Source organism: Paraburkholderia sp. GAS206C (assembly GCF_050435645.1).
Lineage (GTDB): Bacteria > Pseudomonadota > Gammaproteobacteria > Burkholderiales > Burkholderiaceae > Paraburkholderia > Paraburkholderia phenazinium_B.
In genome coordinates this window covers 457,992-472,447 of sequence record NZ_JBNDKR010000008.1, presented here as the reverse complement: position 1 = coordinate 472,447, position 14,456 = coordinate 457,992, and the positions used below count along the sequence as shown (strand labels likewise).

Here is a 14,456-nt window from a genome sequence, read left to right as displayed (position 1 = left end):
ATTGCAAGATGCAGATCACAGGGGACATGCTTTTGGGTGGTTCCGCAGTACGCGGGACCAAAGGCACATTGCGCGCGTTCGATCCGGCGCGTAACGCGGAGATCGAACCCGCGTTCGGCGCCGGCGGCGCAGCGGATGTCGACCGCGCATGCGAGTTGGCGGCCCAGGCGTTCGACGCTTACCGTCATGCGCCGCTCGAGACGCGCGCACGTTTTCTGGAAGCGATCGGCGAGAATATCGTCGCGCTCGGCGACGCGCTGATCGAGCGCGCTCACGTTGAATCGGCGCTGCCCAAAGCGCGCCTCGAAGGCGAGCGCGCACGCACGGTCGGGCAGCTCAAGCTGTTTGCAACGCTCGTGCGCGAAGGCCGCTGGCTAACCGCTACGCTCGACTCCGCGCTGCCGGAGCGTAAGCCGTTGCCGCGCTCGGATTTGCGTCTGCAGAAGATTCCGGTCGGGCCGGTTGCAGTGTTCGGCGCGAGCAACTTCCCGCTCGCATTTTCCGTGGCGGGTGGCGATACCGCCTCCGCGCTGGCCGCCGGTTGCCCGGTAGTCGTCAAGGCGCATCCGGCCCACCTCGGCACCTCCGAACTGGTCGGACGGGCCATCCAGAAAGCCGTGGCCGATAGCGGTCTGCCGGAAGGCGTGTTCTCGCTCGTCATCGGCGCGGGCAATGAAATCGGCGAGGCGCTGGTCAAGCATCCGGCCATCAAGTCGGTGGGCTTTACCGGTTCGCGGCGCGGCGGCCTGGCGCTGGTCGACATCGCCTCGAAGCGTCGCGAGCCGATTCCCGTGTTCGCTGAGATGAGCAGCGTCAATCCGTTCTTCGTGTTCCCCGGTGCGCTGGCGAAGCGCGCCGAAGCGCTGGCGAATGCGCTGGTCGATTCGGTCACGCTTGGAGTGGGCCAGTTCTGTACGAATCCGGGCCTCGTGCTGGTGCTCGAAGGGCCGCATACACGCGGCTTTATCGACGCTACCGCGCAGGCGCTCGCCAAGAAAAGCGAGCAGACGATGCTGACCGCCGGCATCGCCGCTACCTATAAGGACAGCGTCAAGCAACGCGCGGAGCAGAGCGGCGTACAAAGCGTGGCGCAGGGCACGCCATCGGAAGCGACTTGCGCCGCCATCCCGGTCCTGTTCGAAACCACGGCGGCGAAATTTCTCGCGACAGCACAACTCGAAGACGAAATCTTTGGGCCGACCTCGTTGATCGTCACCTGTGCGGACATCGACGAAATGCTCAAGGTGGCCGGCCATCTCGAAGGCCAGCTGACGGCGACCCTGCAACTCGAAGCCGACGATTACGCACTGGCGCGGCGTCTGTTGCCGACACTCGAGCGCAAGGTAGGCCGGATTCTGGCGAACGGTTTTCCGACGGGCGTCGAAGTTTCACATGCGATGGTTCACGGCGGCCCGTTCCCGGCTACGTCCGACGGGCGTGCGACTTCAGTGGGTGCGACCGCAATCGAGCGCTTCTTGCGCCCGGTCTGCTATCAGGACCTGCCGGCCGAACTGTTGCCCGAAGCGTTGCACGACGATAATCCGCTCAAGCTCTGGCGCCTGCGCGACGGCAAGCTTGTGCAGGGATAAGCGCCGATCGCTTCGCACGGGCGCCGAACAAGGCGCCGTGCGAAGAAGCGCCATAGGGGCGTCGCAAGAGGCACCAAACGAAGCATCCAAAGGACATTGCATGACCGAGACAAACCGACGCTATCCCGACCCCGCCGTCCGTATTCTCGATCCGCGTTTCAAAGCCTTGCGTCTTGCGTCGGCTTCGGTCGAATGCCTGTACCAGGGCGCGCGCTGGTCGGAAGGTCCGGTATGGTTTGGCGACGGGCGTTATCTGCTGTGGAGCGACATCCCGAACAACCGCATTCTGCGTTGGGATGAACACAGCGGTACGGTGACGCCGTTTCGCCAGCCGTCGAACAACGCCAACGGTCACACGCGCGATCGTGAAGGGCGGCTCATCGGTTGCGAGCATCTGACACGCCGCGTCACGCGTACCGAGTACGACGGTTCGATCACCGTGCTGGCGGATCGTTACAACGGCAAGCGCCTCAATTCGCCTAACGATGTGGTTGTCAAGTCGGACGGCTCGATCTGGTTTACGGATCCCACCTTCGGCATCGACGGGTTTTACGAAGGCGAGCACCAGGAATCTGAATTGCCGGCCTGCGTGTACCGCGTGGACGGGCAGAGCGGCGAAGTGACGATGGTGATCGACGATGTGCTTGGCCCGAACGGGCTCGCTTTCTCGCCGGATGAAAAGATTCTGTACGTGGTCGAGTCGCGTAGTGAGTCGCGCAAGATCCGCGCGTTCGACGTCAGCGGCAACACGCTTTCGAACAACCGCGTGCTCATCGATGCGGGCCCGGGCACGCCGGACGGTTTCCGCGTGGATATTCACGGCAACCTGTGGTGCGGCTGGGGTATGGGCACCGACGAACTCGATGGTGTGCGCATCTTCACGCCGCAAGGCGAGGCGATCGGCCATATTGCATTGCCCGAGCGTTGCGCGAACGTCTGCTTTGGCGGCGTGCATCGCAATCGCCTGTTCATGGCGGCGAGCCACGGTTTGTATTCGCTGTACGTGAACACGCAGGGTGTGAAGGGCGGTTAAGCATCAAAAGGATTTTGCTGAAACAGGCTACGGCGTCTTGCCCGCGCTTTAGCCTGCGATTTGCTTGACGTGATGAATGGGCGCTGGCTATGTTGCATTGAGAGACACGTACCGCGGGCACCGCAATCCGACCGGCGGACTTCCATACCAAGAAGCGAGGAGACGTAATGACTTTTTCTGGCAGCTTGTCAGTCAGGTTAGCGAGTATCTGCGTGGCAGTGGGAACAGCGTTGGGCGCGACCTTCGCGTCGCCGGCCTATGCAGACCCCGTCACGCTCAATATCGTCGATGTAGCGGGCGATCTTCAGTTGACGCAAAAGGGCTTTGAGGCGTTCAAGGCGAAGTACCCGAACCTCGTGGCGAACATCACCTATACGAACGCTCCGGCGCCGCAATTGCCCGGCAAGATCAAGGCGATGCAGGCGGCTGGCCGCTCCGATATCGATCTGGTGCTGACCGGCACGGACGCACTCGCTGCAGGCATCGAACAGAGCCTGTGGACCAAGCTGCTGCCGGAGCAGGCCGCCACCTTCCCGGGCGTGCTCGACAAATACGCGCCTGGTCCACGCAAGATGCAGGACCTGGCGCAGGGCTTTGGGCTGGAAGTGGCGTACATGCCGGCTGGACCGCTGCTCGAATACAACCCGGCCAAGGTCACCGATCCGCCGAAGACTCCCGATCAGTTGCTGCAATGGTGCAAGGCGCATCCGAACAAGCTGATCTACGCCCGTCCGGCTAACTCCGGCCCGGGCCGCACGTTCCTGATGGGGCTGCCGTATGTGCTTGGCGACAAGGACCCGCGCGATCCGGTGCACGGCTGGGACAAGACCTGGGCATTCCTCAAGCAGCTGAACGACTGCATTCCGTATTACCCTGGCGGCACATCGGCGGTGATGAAGGAACTCGGCGAAGGCACTCGCGACATGACGGTGACGGTGACCGGCTGGGACATCAACCCGCGTGCGCTTGGGATCGTACCGGCGGAGTTCCGTGTGCAGAACTTCGACAACATGACGTGGGTCGACGACGCGCACTACATGGTGATTCCGAAGGGCGTACCGAAAGAGAAGCTCGACGTGCTCTACAAGTTGATGAACTTCATGCTGGAACCGGCGCAGCAGGCGTTGACCTATGACGATGGCTACTTCTACCCGGGACCGGCTATCAAGGGCGTGACCGTCGATCAGGCACCGGCGCATAGCCAGGAAGTCCTGAAGAAATACGGCCGGCCGGAATATACGCAAATGCTGGCGGCTCATCCGCACGTTCTGCCGCTGGACGCTGCTGCGATGGTCGCCGCGTTCCAGAAGTGGGACCGTGATATCGGCGCGCAGAAAAGCCAATAGCCGGAGCGCGGGCTACGGCCCGCCTCCGCTTTGCATGGGACGGGAGTAAGCGCCATGAAGCCTCATTTTGAGCAGTTGCGTCTCGATTCGGTGAGCCGCAGTTTTACGAATGCTGAAGGGCATCCTGTGGCTGCGTTGCAGGGCCTCGATCTGAACATCCAGCGCGGCGAGTTCATTGCGTTGCTGGGGCCGTCCGGGTGCGGCAAGTCGACCGCGCTCAATTGCATCGCCGGCTTGCAACCGCTCACCGGCGGCGGCATCTGGCTCGACGACACCCGTATCGACGTCCTGCCGCCGGAAAAGCGCGGCTTCGGCATGGTGTTTCAGAACTACGCGCTGTTTCCACACATGAGCGTACTCGACAACGTCGGCTTTGGACTGAAGATGCGCGGCGTCGCGAGAAGCGAGGCGGTGCGCCGCGCGCGCGAAGCCTTGCAGCTCGTTCAACTGGTCGGGCATGAAGGCAAGCTGCCGGGTCAGTTGTCCGGCGGCCAGCAACAGCGCGTAGCAATCGCGCGGGCCATTGTGATCGAGCCGCCACTCGTGCTGATGGATGAACCTTTGTCGAATCTCGATACGAAGTTGCGCATCGAGATGCGCGCGGAGATTCGCCGCATCCATAGTCAGCTCGAGCGCGCGACGATCTACGTGACGCATGATCAGGACGAAGCGCTTTCGATGGCAGACCGCATCGTCGTGATGAAGGAAGGCGTTGTGCAGCAGGTAGCGACGCCGAAGGAAGTGTATGGGCGGCCGAAGAACCTGCACGTCGCGCGTTTTATGGGTTATCGCAACGTGATGGAGTTCACGCTCGAAGGCACGCAGGGAGAAGCGGTCGCGGTGAACGCGAACGGTGTCCGTCTATTGGGTATGCCGATGCACGGCTTCAACAGCAAGCGGGTGAATGTGGCCATGCGTCCTGAAGATCTGGAACGCAGCACGCCCGGCGCCGAGAACGCGTTTGACGTCGAGGTAACGACCGTCGAATACGGCGGCCGCGATTCGCTGATTCGTGTGAAGTCGGCATTCGGCGATCTGTGGGCGCGCGTGGCGGGCGACTTCGCTGAGGGCGAGCGCATTACGTTGCGCGTGCCGCCTTCACGCACGCTCGTCTACGACGGCGACGCGCTATGAACGCCGGCACGCTGTCACCGCCGGTCGCTGCGCACGATCCCAAGGGCTGGCTGGTTGCGCCTGCGCTGATCTTTATCGTTGCGCTGTTTATCTACCCGTTCGCCTACGGCCTGGTGCTGTCGTTCCAGCCGATGAACGGCGGTGGCCTGTGGGCGAACTACGTCGCGTTCTTCACCGATACGTCGATGTGGCCGACCATCCTGGTCACATTGAAACTCGCGGTGCCTGCAACGCTGATCAACGTGGGCGTGTCGATTCCAGTAGCCTTCGCGTTGCGCCGCAATTCGCCGTATCAGAAGCTAGTCACGACGCTGTTAGTGATTCCGGTCACGCTCGGCACGGTGTTGATTGCGGACGGCATGCTCACGTATTTCGGGCCGAACGGCTGGTTTCCTCAGGCGCTGCAAGGCCTGCATCTGTACACCAACGAAGTACGGCTCACGCACAATTATTGGGGTGTCCTGATTTCGCTGATCGTGTCGGGCTTTCCGTTTGCGTTTCTGCTGACGCTGTCGTACGTGACGGGGATCGATCCGACGCTTGCCAGCGCCGCCGCCACGCTCGGCGCGAGCCCGTGGCAGCAGTTTCTGCGCATTTACCTGCCGCTGCTGGTGCCCGGTTTGACGATGGCCGCTTGCCTCTCGTTCGTGCAGGCGTTTTCGGTGTTCCCCTCAGCGGTGCTGCTCGGCGCGCCGGCGGGACCGACACGGGTGATGTCGATTGCTGCCGCCGAAGCTGCGTTCGAAAACTACGACTACTCGCTGGCGTCGGCCATCGCGATGGTGATGGGCTTCGTGCAGTTGCTGGTGGTCGCCGGGATGCTGGGTGCGCGCCGCTTCTTCTATAGCGGCCCGGTGACAGGAGGGAAGGGCTGATGACAACCGATCATCACGCTACGCAAGCGTGGCCCACCTCCGCCAAGCCGCAAACCCAGGCCGGCCAGACCGAAGACGATAGCGCGGGCCGCAATCGCGGCGTGCAGCCGGGCAAAGCCGTCAAACAGCGCACGCCGCTTGCCGAGCGGATCTGGAAAGTGCTGGTGTGGGGCGCGATGGTGTTTTTCCTCCTCAACGTCCTGCTGCTGATCGCGACGGTGGCTGTCAACTCGGTGGGCACGCGCTGGTTCGGCACGCTGCTTCCGCAAGGCTTCACGCTGCATTGGTACGCGCAGGCATGGAGCGACTTCCAGTTGGCGAGCGTGCTGTGGGTCACGGTGGAAGTGGTTGGCGCCGTGGTGATCCTGTCGGTACTGCTCGGTGTGCCGGCCGCCTATGCGTTGGCACGCGTGCAGTTCCCCGGCAAACGCTTCGCAGTGCTGGTGTTTCTGCTGCCATTGATGGTGCCGCCGGTCACTTACGGCATTCCAATGGCAACGGTGATGTACAAGGTCGGCCTCGCCGGCACATTGCCCGGTGTGATTCTCGCGAATCTCGTGCCGGCGCTGCCGTTCGTGATTCTGGTGATGACGCCGTTCATCGAGCAGATCGACCCGAATCTCGAAGCGGCTGCGCGGATCTTCGGCGCGAATACGTTTCGCTATTTCCGTTACGTGCTGCTGCCGCTGCTGGTGCCCGGCATGCTGGCCGCGGGGTTGCTCGTGCTGGTGCGCACCATCGGTATGTTCGAACTGACCTTTTTCACGGCCGGTCCCGGCACGCAGACACTGGTGGTCGCGCTGTACTACGCGGTGTTTTCGACCGGGGTGCGAGCACCGCAATCGATCGATGCGATGGCGATGATCTATATGGCGATCACGCTGGTATGGGTGTTGATCGCGCTGCAATTCGTGAGCCCGACGCAGATCGTCTCACGTGTGAAGGAACAGAAGCGCTGAGCGAAACGAACTGCCGCGCGAGGTAACGCGGCGGTTCGGGCAGGCGTGCTCAGCGTGTTTTATTAACGAGCTTTGTAGTCAAGACGTCGTTGGAGAGTGTTGTGACCAAGAGAAAGACCCCTGAAGAATTGCGCAGCCATCGCTGGTATGGCGTAAATGACCTGCGCTCGTTCGGCCACCGTTCGCGCACCTCGCAGATGGGCTATAGCCGCGAGGAATATGCAGGCAAGCCGGTGATCGCGATCCTCAACACGTGGAGCGAGATGAACCCGTGCCACACGCACTTCAAGCAGCGTGTGGAAGAAGTCAAACGGGGCATCTGGCAGGCGGGTGGCTTCCCGATCGAGCTGCCGGTGCAGACGCTCTCCGAGCCGTTCCAGAAGCCCACCACGATGCTCTACCGCAACTTCCTTGCGATGGAAGCGGAAGAGACGCTGCGTTCGTATCCCGCAGACGGCGTGGTGCTGATGGGCGGCTGCGACAAGACCACGCCGGCCTTGCTGATGGGCGCGATCTCCATGGATCTGCCGACCATCTTCCTGCCGGCCGGTCCGATGCTGAACGGCAACTGGAACGGCGTGACGCTCGGCTCCGGTTCGGACACCTGGAAGTACTGGGCCGACCTGCGCGCGGGCAAGATCACCGAGCAGGACTGGCAGGGCGTGGAAGGCGGCATCGCGCGCTCGCCGGGCCACTGTATGACGATGGGCACGGCCTCGACCATGACGAGCGCAGCGGAAGCGCTGGGCTTCACGCTGCCGGGCTTCGCCTCGACGCCTGCGCCGGATTCGCGCCACGCGCAGTTGTCGGCGAAAACCGGCATGCGGATTGTCGAGATGGTGTGGGAAGACCTGAAGCCGTCGGACATCATCACGGCGGGTTCGATCGATAACGCCGTGACCACGTGTCTGGCGCTCTCCGGTTCGACCAATGCGATCGTGCATATGATTGCGCTGGCACGCCGCGCCGGCATCGACCTGACGCTGAACCGCTACGACGATATCTCGCGGCAGACGCCGGTGCTGGCGAACGTCCGTCCGACCGGTTCGTACTTGATGGAAGACTTCTACTATGCGGGTGGCCTGCAGGCGATGCTGGCCGAGCTCGGCGACTTGATCGACCGCTCGCAGAAGACCGTGAACGGCCGCACGATCGGCGAGAACCTCGAAGGCGCGAAGATCTTCAACGACGACGTGATCCGCCGCCGCGCTGCGCCGCTGTTGCCGAACAATGGTCTCGCCGTATTGCGCGGCAATATTGCGCCGGACGGAGCCGTCATCAAGCCGGGTGCGGCCGACCCGAAGCTGCACGTGCATACCGGCCGCGCAGTGGTGTTCAAGGACTACAACGATATGGCGGCGCGCATCGACGATGACGCGCTCGATATCGACGAGACCTGCGTGATCGTGCTGCAGCATGCGGGTCCGGTGGGCGCACCGGGCATGCCGGAGTGGGGCCAGTTGCCGATTCCGAAGAAGCTGCTGCAACAGGGCGTGCGCGACATGCTGCGCATCTCCGATGCGCGCATGAGCGGTACGAGCTACGGTGCGTGCGTGCTGCATGTGGCGCCGGAATCGTTTATCGGCGGACCGTTCGCGCTGGTGCAGGACGGCGACATGATCGAACTCGACGTGCCGCAACGCAAACTCAATGTGCTGGTATCGGACGAGGAACTGGCGCGCCGCAAGGCCGCGTGGGTCGAACCGGCGCCGCGCTTTACGCGCGGTTACGGTGCGATGCATCAGGTACACGTGATGCAGGCCAACAAGGGTTGCGACTTCGACTTCCTGCAGCGCGACGGTGCGGCTGAGGCGGGCAGCGAGCCGGAAATTCACTGAGTGTTTTGCTCGGGGCGGGGGGACGTTTTTGGTCGCGTCCCGCCGCCGTTGGTTGCCTGGCGCCGCAGGCATCTAATACGTCATTGCGCATCAATGCATCGTCAAGACCCGATCCGATACACGCGTCCCGTCTGCGCGCCTTCTACGCTGCGCAGATACCCCTGCGCAGCGCGCTGGGCCGTCACCGGTTCGAAGCCGCGGAAATACGGCGCGTAGCCTCCCATCGATTCGGTCAGCACCGTCGGGCTCACCAGGTTGATGCGGATACCGCGCGGCAATTCGATCGCCGCGCCGCGCACAAAACCTTCCAGCGCGAGATTAACGGTGGTCGCGTTCGCGCCTTCCCGGATCGGCTCCTCGGCGAGGATGCCGCTGGTCAGCGTAAACGAGCCGCCGTCGTTGACGTACTGCTGCGCCGCGAGCACCACGTTGATCTGTCCCATCAGCTTGTCGCGTAAGCCGACCCAGAACTGTTCGATCGTCATCTCCGGCAGCGGGCCGAAATGCACCTTGCCTGTGGTGGTGACGACGCCATCCACCTTGTCGATTTCGCGGAACAGCGTTTCGATGCTCGCAGGATCGGTGCTGTCGACGCGATATTGGCCGCGCGTCGCACCCACTTCGATTACTTCATGGCGGGCCTTCAATTCGGCGCTCACTGCCTGGCCGAGTGTGCCGGTAGCGCCAATCACGACGATCTTTTTCATCTGCCACCCCTGAATGTTAAATGTGGGTTCGATTGTCGACGGGATAGGGAGCGGGAGTAAGAGGGTGCGGCTTGCAAGTGCTTAAACCTGCAGTTTCGAATCGTCTTGCGAAGCGGCGTGTCGATGCAGCGACGCGTAGCGCCACGTCGTCATTCAAACGGTACGCGCTACGCGGATTCCCTCCGATCCGGGCGAAACAGGAAGAAAGTAAACGCTGCGCCGCATGAGTCTCGTGAGCTCATGCGGTGCAAGGTCAGTCCTTGGTCCTGCGCTGCAACTCGATGACGCGCGTAGGCCGCATATGGTTCAGCGCGTAATGAATGCGCCCACGGTCCTGACGGCTCCCCACCGGCCGCGGATCGTCGAACTGATGATCTTCATCGTAGGCGGACTGCGGCCCGACCATGCCCTTGTCGATCACCGTATAGCCCGGCTCTAACGCGAGCAGTAGGCGATTGCCGCCAACGCGGCTGTCGAAGCCGCCAAGACCGTCGCCTGCTTCCGGCACACTGTTCACCAGCGTGGCGTTGGTGGTTGTGACTTCGTCCGGTCCAATCGGGCTATGGCCCGCGAGACGCGCGGCTTCGAGATTCTTGCCGTCGGTGTCGACGGTGCTGTCGTGAGTGCGGTCGTTGTGCAACTCTGTGCTGCTCGGACCGCCGGTGCCGGGCTTACGGGTGGTGTCTGTGACATTGCTGTTCATTATGCTTTCTCCTTGAAGACAACATAGGTGAGTGCAGCAAAAGTTGTTCCGGGTCTTCCCTGAGTAGCGCTGCACGGTTCAGCTTGCACCAGGGCGGGCGTATGACATTCTTTTGATTTTTTTTTGACCAGCGCGTATTTTCTACAGAGTATGATCTTAATCCGACGAGTCAGCGCGGTTATTAAATCGACGGTTTTTACCGAGCCGTTTCAGCGTGACCAGAGAGAGACGGCGCTGCTTGAGCCAACTATATACGAGGCAATCAGGGGCGGTGACACATGCACTTCGATGCTGCATTCACACATCGCGGCTACTTGCTGAATTGCGAGCCGGCGCGCGCAGGAGATGGAACCTGGCAACCTTACGTGGTGATCTCCCGTTCGAGCGACGGCGAACTGGTGGCCAACCGTTTCTTCCCTACCGATTTCCGCTTTACCGATGAAGCCGCCGCGATCGCGCATGCGCGAGACTGGGCGGTGCGCTGGATCGACGCCAGCAGCGTCACCATATGACGCTGCTGGCCTGGATGCAGCGCCGCGCGAGCGGCGGCAAAACGCGGTAATCTCTGGGGACAATTCACTCTGAACCGTGCTCGCCGCACGGGCGCCGTCCTCACCATGTCAAACCGTCCTTCCCATAACTGGGGCCTCGAGCAGATCGTCGCAGACCTGCGCGAGTCGCGCGAGCAGTTGCACCGCACCCGCCACCCGCTCGGCATTCGCGACCTGCCCTCACGCGAGGCAGTGGGCAGTATCGTCACGGGCCTGCGCGCCGCGCTCTTTCCGACCCACTATGGCGCGCCCGACCTGACTGACGAGACCGTCGACTACTACGTTGGGCACACGCTCGAAAGCACCTTGCGGCTGCTCGCCGAACAGATTCGCCGCGCCTTGCGATTCCTGCCGGAACACGCCGAGACACCGGAGACGGAGCTGGGCGAGCGCGCGTTCGAGGTGGCGCGTGAATTCGGCACGCAGTTGCCTGGTATCCGCGCGCTGCTGGTCAGCGACATTCAGGCCGCATTCACGGGCGACCCCGCTGCGCAGCACATTACCGAAATTCTGCTCTGCTATCCGGGCGTGTGGGCGATGACGCACCACCGCCTCGCGCACGCACTGCACCGGCTCGGTGTGCCGCTGCTGGCACGCTTTATCAACGAGATCGCACATTCGGCCACTGGCATTGATATCCACCCTGGCGCGCAGATCGGGCCGAGTTTTTTCATTGACCATGGCACGGGTGTGGTAATTGGCGAGACCGCTGTGATCGGCGAGCGCGTGCGGGTGTATCAAGCCGTGACGCTCGGCGCGAAAAGCTTCGCGGCGGATGTGGATGGCACGCTGGTCAAGGGCAATGCCCGCCATCCGGTCGTTGAAGATGACGTCGTGATCTACGCCGGCGCGACGATTCTCGGACGTGTGACGATTGGGCGAGGCTCGGTGATCGGCGGCAATGTCTGGTTGACGCATAGCGTGCCGCCGGGCAGCAGCGTCTCGCAGGGCAAGATCCGCGAAGGCGATCGCAAGGACGACGGGGGGCGTTGATGCCGACGCTCTTCCACGCCCGGAGGAGTTCGCCGTGACTGGCGGTCGCGTCTATATGCCCCGCTGCGCGATCGCCGGCGTAGAGGCGACGATTGCGGAAACGGCACATGCATTTCCACGACACTCGCACGACCGCTTCGGCGTTGGGGTGATCGTGCGAGGCGGACACCGCTCGGCGAGCGGGCGCGGTGTGGTGGAAGCGCGCATGAATGACGCGATCATGGTCAACCCTGGGGAAGTTCACGACGGCAGTCCGCTGGACGAGCGTGGCCGCGCATGGCGCATGCTTTACTTCGAGCCGGCACTTCTGCGCGATGTTGCGGGTGAACTGGTAGCGCAGGGACCAGCCGGCGTGCCGCATCAGATGATTGAATTGACGCAGCCGGTCGCTCACGATCCTGTATTGAACGCCCTGTTCGATCGGCTGTTCCTGGTGTCCGTTACGGTAGCCGGCCCCGGCGATGCACTGGCGCGCGAAACGGCGCTGCTGCATATGCTCGGGCATCTCGCGCGGCGCCACACTACGTTGAGGTACGTTTCGCCGCGCGACGTGGCGACTCCGATTGCGCGCGCCAGGGCCCGCATCGACGATGATCCCGCAGCACAGCTTACGCTCGCGGAGCTGGCCGCAGAGGCGGGCATGAGCCGCTTTCAGTTATTGCGCAACTTCGCGCAAGCGCTAGGGCTGCCGCCGCATGCGTACCGTATGCAGCGGCGCGTTGTGCTGGCTCGTCAGCTGATTGCGCGTGGCACTGCGCTTGCCGAGACGGCGGCTGCCGCGGGATTTGCGGACCAGAGTCATATGACGCGTGCATTCGTGCGTTTGCTCGGTGTGACGCCGGCTAACTACGCCGCGGCGATCCGCTAGCGATCCGTTCGGCGTCTCGCGAGGGCCACATGGCCGGTGTTCGCAGCGTTCTCTCCTTTCTTTTGCATGCGGCGGCGCGCGGGGCGATCTGCGCGCGTCAACACGCAGTACGCTGCAATTTCGTTCAAGACCGCCCGCTGCGCGACTTCTAAGCTGGCCGCTCATTCAATCATGAACGGCGGCAGAATGAATTCGCGTTACGTCGGCTATCTGTTTTGCGGTCTGGCGATGATCGGTGTCGGCAGCACGGTCGTGGTCAGCAAGACGATCGCGGCCGGGCTGCCGCCGTTTTCGGCCACTGCGTTGCGTTTTGCGATCGCGTTTCCTGTGTTCCTGCTGGTGATGCGCGTGCGCGGTGTGCGTTGGCCGTGCCTTGCATGGCGAGACGTGTTGCTGCTGATCGCGCAGGCAGGTGCGGGCAGCGTCGGCTACACGGTGTTTCTGATCAGCGGCATGAAGCTCGCTTCGGCAGCGGATGCCGGCGTGATTGCGGGCACTCTTCCGGCCGTGTCGGCACTCGTGGCGATGCTGGCGCTCGGCGAGCGTCCAGCGCCTTCGCTCGTCGGCGCCATTATTCTGGCGACATCAGGCGTGCTGGTGTGCACCGTGCGGCTGGGCGAGCTTGGTGTCCCGCGTGCAGCGAGTTCGTTAGCGGGGAATGCACTGGTGTTTATCGCGATCGTGTGCGAAGCGCTATTCATTCTGCTTAACCGCAAGCTGCGCACGCCGGTGGCGGCGCTGCCGCTGTCCGCATTGATGAGTGGAATAGGCTTCGCGGTGGCAATCGTACCAGCGGCCTTTGAGCACGCATGGCGCCTGCCGTTCGATGCAGCCGCGCTGGCGGGCGTTGTCTATTACGCCCTGGTGCCGACGGTGGGCGGGTTCGTGCTGTGGTATGCGGGGGCCGCCCGGATCAGCGGCGCGGAAGCCGGCCTCATGACGGCGCTCGTGCCTATCAGCGCCGTAGTGATGGCGGCGGCGTTTCTACGCGAGCCGGTGACGGGTGCGCAGCTTACCGGGGTGGTGTGTGTGCTCGGCGCGGTTTTGCTTGCGACGATGGGGCACCTGAAGCGCGCACCGCGTCGCACAGCGTGACGCGGCGTACCTGGCTGCGGCTTTGATCGCGGGTCTGAGCGCCGATCCCACGACGGAACTTTGCGGGCGCCTACGTGCGTGCTCAGGTATTCGACACTGCCACGACACCAGGATGGCCGACGATCGACAGGAATTCCCGACGCGTGGACGGATCCGTGCGAAATGTGCCGAGCATGCGCGAGGTGACCATCGTGACGCCGGCCTTGTGCACGCCGCGTGTCGACATGCATTGATGAGCCGCTTCGAGGATCACGCCGACCCCGGCCGGTTGCAGTACTTCATTGAGCGTATCGGCGATCTGCACAGTCATCTTCTCCTGGATCTGCAGACGCTTGGCGAACGCATCGACGAGCCGCGCCAGCTTCGAAATCCCCACCACGCGATGGCCCGGCAAATAGGCGACATGCGCACGACCGATGATCGGCACCATGTGATGCTCGCAATAGCTTTCGAAGCGGATGTCTTTCAGCACGATCATCTCGTCGTAGCCATCCACCTCGGAGAAGGTGCGAGCGAGCAGTTCGCGCGGATCGACCGAATAGCCCGCAAAGAACTCTTCATAGGAGCGCACGACGCGCGCCGGCGTATCGAGCAGTCCTTCACGTTGCGGATCGTCGCCGGCCCAGCGCAACAACACGCGTACGGCATCTTCCGCCTCTTCACGCGTCGGGCGGCCAAGGGCTTCGCTTTGTTTGGTCTTCTTTGCCTTGCTGGTCATCCTTGACTCCTGTGAGGTCGCACGTCTACCAGGTCCGACCGGTACCG

General features: G+C 62.9%; 14 protein-coding genes. 11 read left to right on the top strand and 3 right to left on the bottom strand.

Annotated features, from left to right (window positions below; translation table 11 throughout):
- Positions 1-8 precede the first annotated feature (8 nt).
- The 7 genes from P3T20_RS24255 to araD all read left to right on the top strand — a co-directional run bounded on the left by P3T20_RS24255 (position 9) and on the right by araD (position 8,774).
- Positions 9-1,589 carry an aldehyde dehydrogenase (NADP(+)) gene (locus tag P3T20_RS24255; RefSeq protein WP_429288104.1) on the top strand — a complete coding sequence of 527 codons (1,581 nt, stop codon included), beginning with the start codon at positions 9-11 and terminating at the stop codon, positions 1,587-1,589.
- 100 nt (positions 1,590-1,689) lie between these two features.
- Complete coding sequence (locus P3T20_RS24250; protein ID WP_429288103.1) at positions 1,690-2,622, top strand: SMP-30/gluconolactonase/LRE family protein; 933 nt, start codon at positions 1,690-1,692, stop codon at positions 2,620-2,622.
- Between the two features lie 167 nt (positions 2,623-2,789).
- Positions 2,790-3,968, top strand: coding sequence for an extracellular solute-binding protein (locus tag P3T20_RS24245; RefSeq protein WP_074267638.1), 1,179 nt, complete (start codon positions 2,790-2,792; stop codon positions 3,966-3,968).
- A 54-nt stretch (positions 3,969-4,022) separates the two neighbouring features.
- Positions 4,023-5,102, top strand: coding sequence for an ABC transporter ATP-binding protein (locus tag P3T20_RS24240; protein ID WP_429288102.1), 1,080 nt, complete (start codon positions 4,023-4,025; stop codon positions 5,100-5,102).
- Entirely contained in the window at positions 5,099-5,977 is an 879-nt protein-coding gene (locus tag P3T20_RS24235; RefSeq protein ID WP_074267640.1) for an ABC transporter permease, read from the top strand. Before P3T20_RS24240 ends, P3T20_RS24235 begins: the two co-directional genes overlap by 4 nt.
- Positions 5,977-6,936: an ABC transporter permease gene (locus tag P3T20_RS24230; RefSeq protein ID WP_429288101.1), complete on the top strand. Its 960-nt coding sequence runs from the start codon at positions 5,977-5,979 to the stop codon at positions 6,934-6,936. The genes P3T20_RS24235 and P3T20_RS24230 overlap by 1 nt, the downstream gene beginning before the upstream one ends.
- Before the next feature lie 101 nt (positions 6,937-7,037).
- Positions 7,038-8,774, top strand: coding sequence for an L-arabinonate dehydratase (araD, locus tag P3T20_RS24225; protein WP_429288100.1), 1,737 nt, complete (start codon positions 7,038-7,040; stop codon positions 8,772-8,774).
- A gap of 101 nt (positions 8,775-8,875) precedes the next feature.
- Here the strand turns inward: araD and P3T20_RS24220 are convergent, their stop codons facing one another.
- Complete coding sequence (locus P3T20_RS24220; RefSeq protein WP_429288099.1) at positions 8,876-9,481, bottom strand: short chain dehydrogenase; 606 nt, start codon at positions 9,479-9,481, stop codon at positions 8,876-8,878.
- 253 nt (positions 9,482-9,734) lie between these two features.
- On the bottom strand, positions 9,735-10,184 hold the full coding sequence (locus P3T20_RS24215) for a DUF3005 domain-containing protein (protein WP_429288098.1): 450 nt from the start codon (positions 10,182-10,184) through the stop codon (positions 9,735-9,737).
- A 278-nt stretch (positions 10,185-10,462) separates the two neighbouring features.
- Here P3T20_RS24215 and P3T20_RS24210 point away from each other — a divergent pair, with 278 nt between their 5' ends.
- From P3T20_RS24210 to P3T20_RS24195, 4 genes are all read left to right on the top strand, one after another.
- Positions 10,463-10,696, top strand: coding sequence for a hypothetical protein (locus tag P3T20_RS24210; protein ID WP_074267645.1), 234 nt, complete (start codon positions 10,463-10,465; stop codon positions 10,694-10,696).
- A gap of 105 nt (positions 10,697-10,801) precedes the next feature.
- Positions 10,802-11,728, top strand: a complete 927-nt coding sequence (gene epsC, locus P3T20_RS24205; RefSeq protein WP_074267646.1) for a serine O-acetyltransferase EpsC — start codon at positions 10,802-10,804, stop codon at positions 11,726-11,728.
- Positions 11,729-11,783: 55 nt separating this feature from the next.
- Positions 11,784-12,596: an AraC family transcriptional regulator gene (locus P3T20_RS24200; RefSeq protein ID WP_074269330.1), complete on the top strand. Its 813-nt coding sequence runs from the start codon at positions 11,784-11,786 to the stop codon at positions 12,594-12,596.
- A 186-nt stretch (positions 12,597-12,782) separates the two neighbouring features.
- Positions 12,783-13,691 (top strand): DMT family transporter, encoded by a 909-nt coding sequence (locus P3T20_RS24195; protein ID WP_429288097.1) that lies wholly within the window; start codon positions 12,783-12,785, stop codon positions 13,689-13,691.
- An 82-nt stretch (positions 13,692-13,773) separates the two neighbouring features.
- On the opposite strand, the gene folE is transcribed toward P3T20_RS24195, so the two are convergent.
- Complete coding sequence (gene folE, locus P3T20_RS24190; protein ID WP_074267648.1) at positions 13,774-14,409, bottom strand: GTP cyclohydrolase I FolE; 636 nt, start codon at positions 14,407-14,409, stop codon at positions 13,774-13,776.
- Positions 14,410-14,456: the final 47 nt, after the last annotated feature.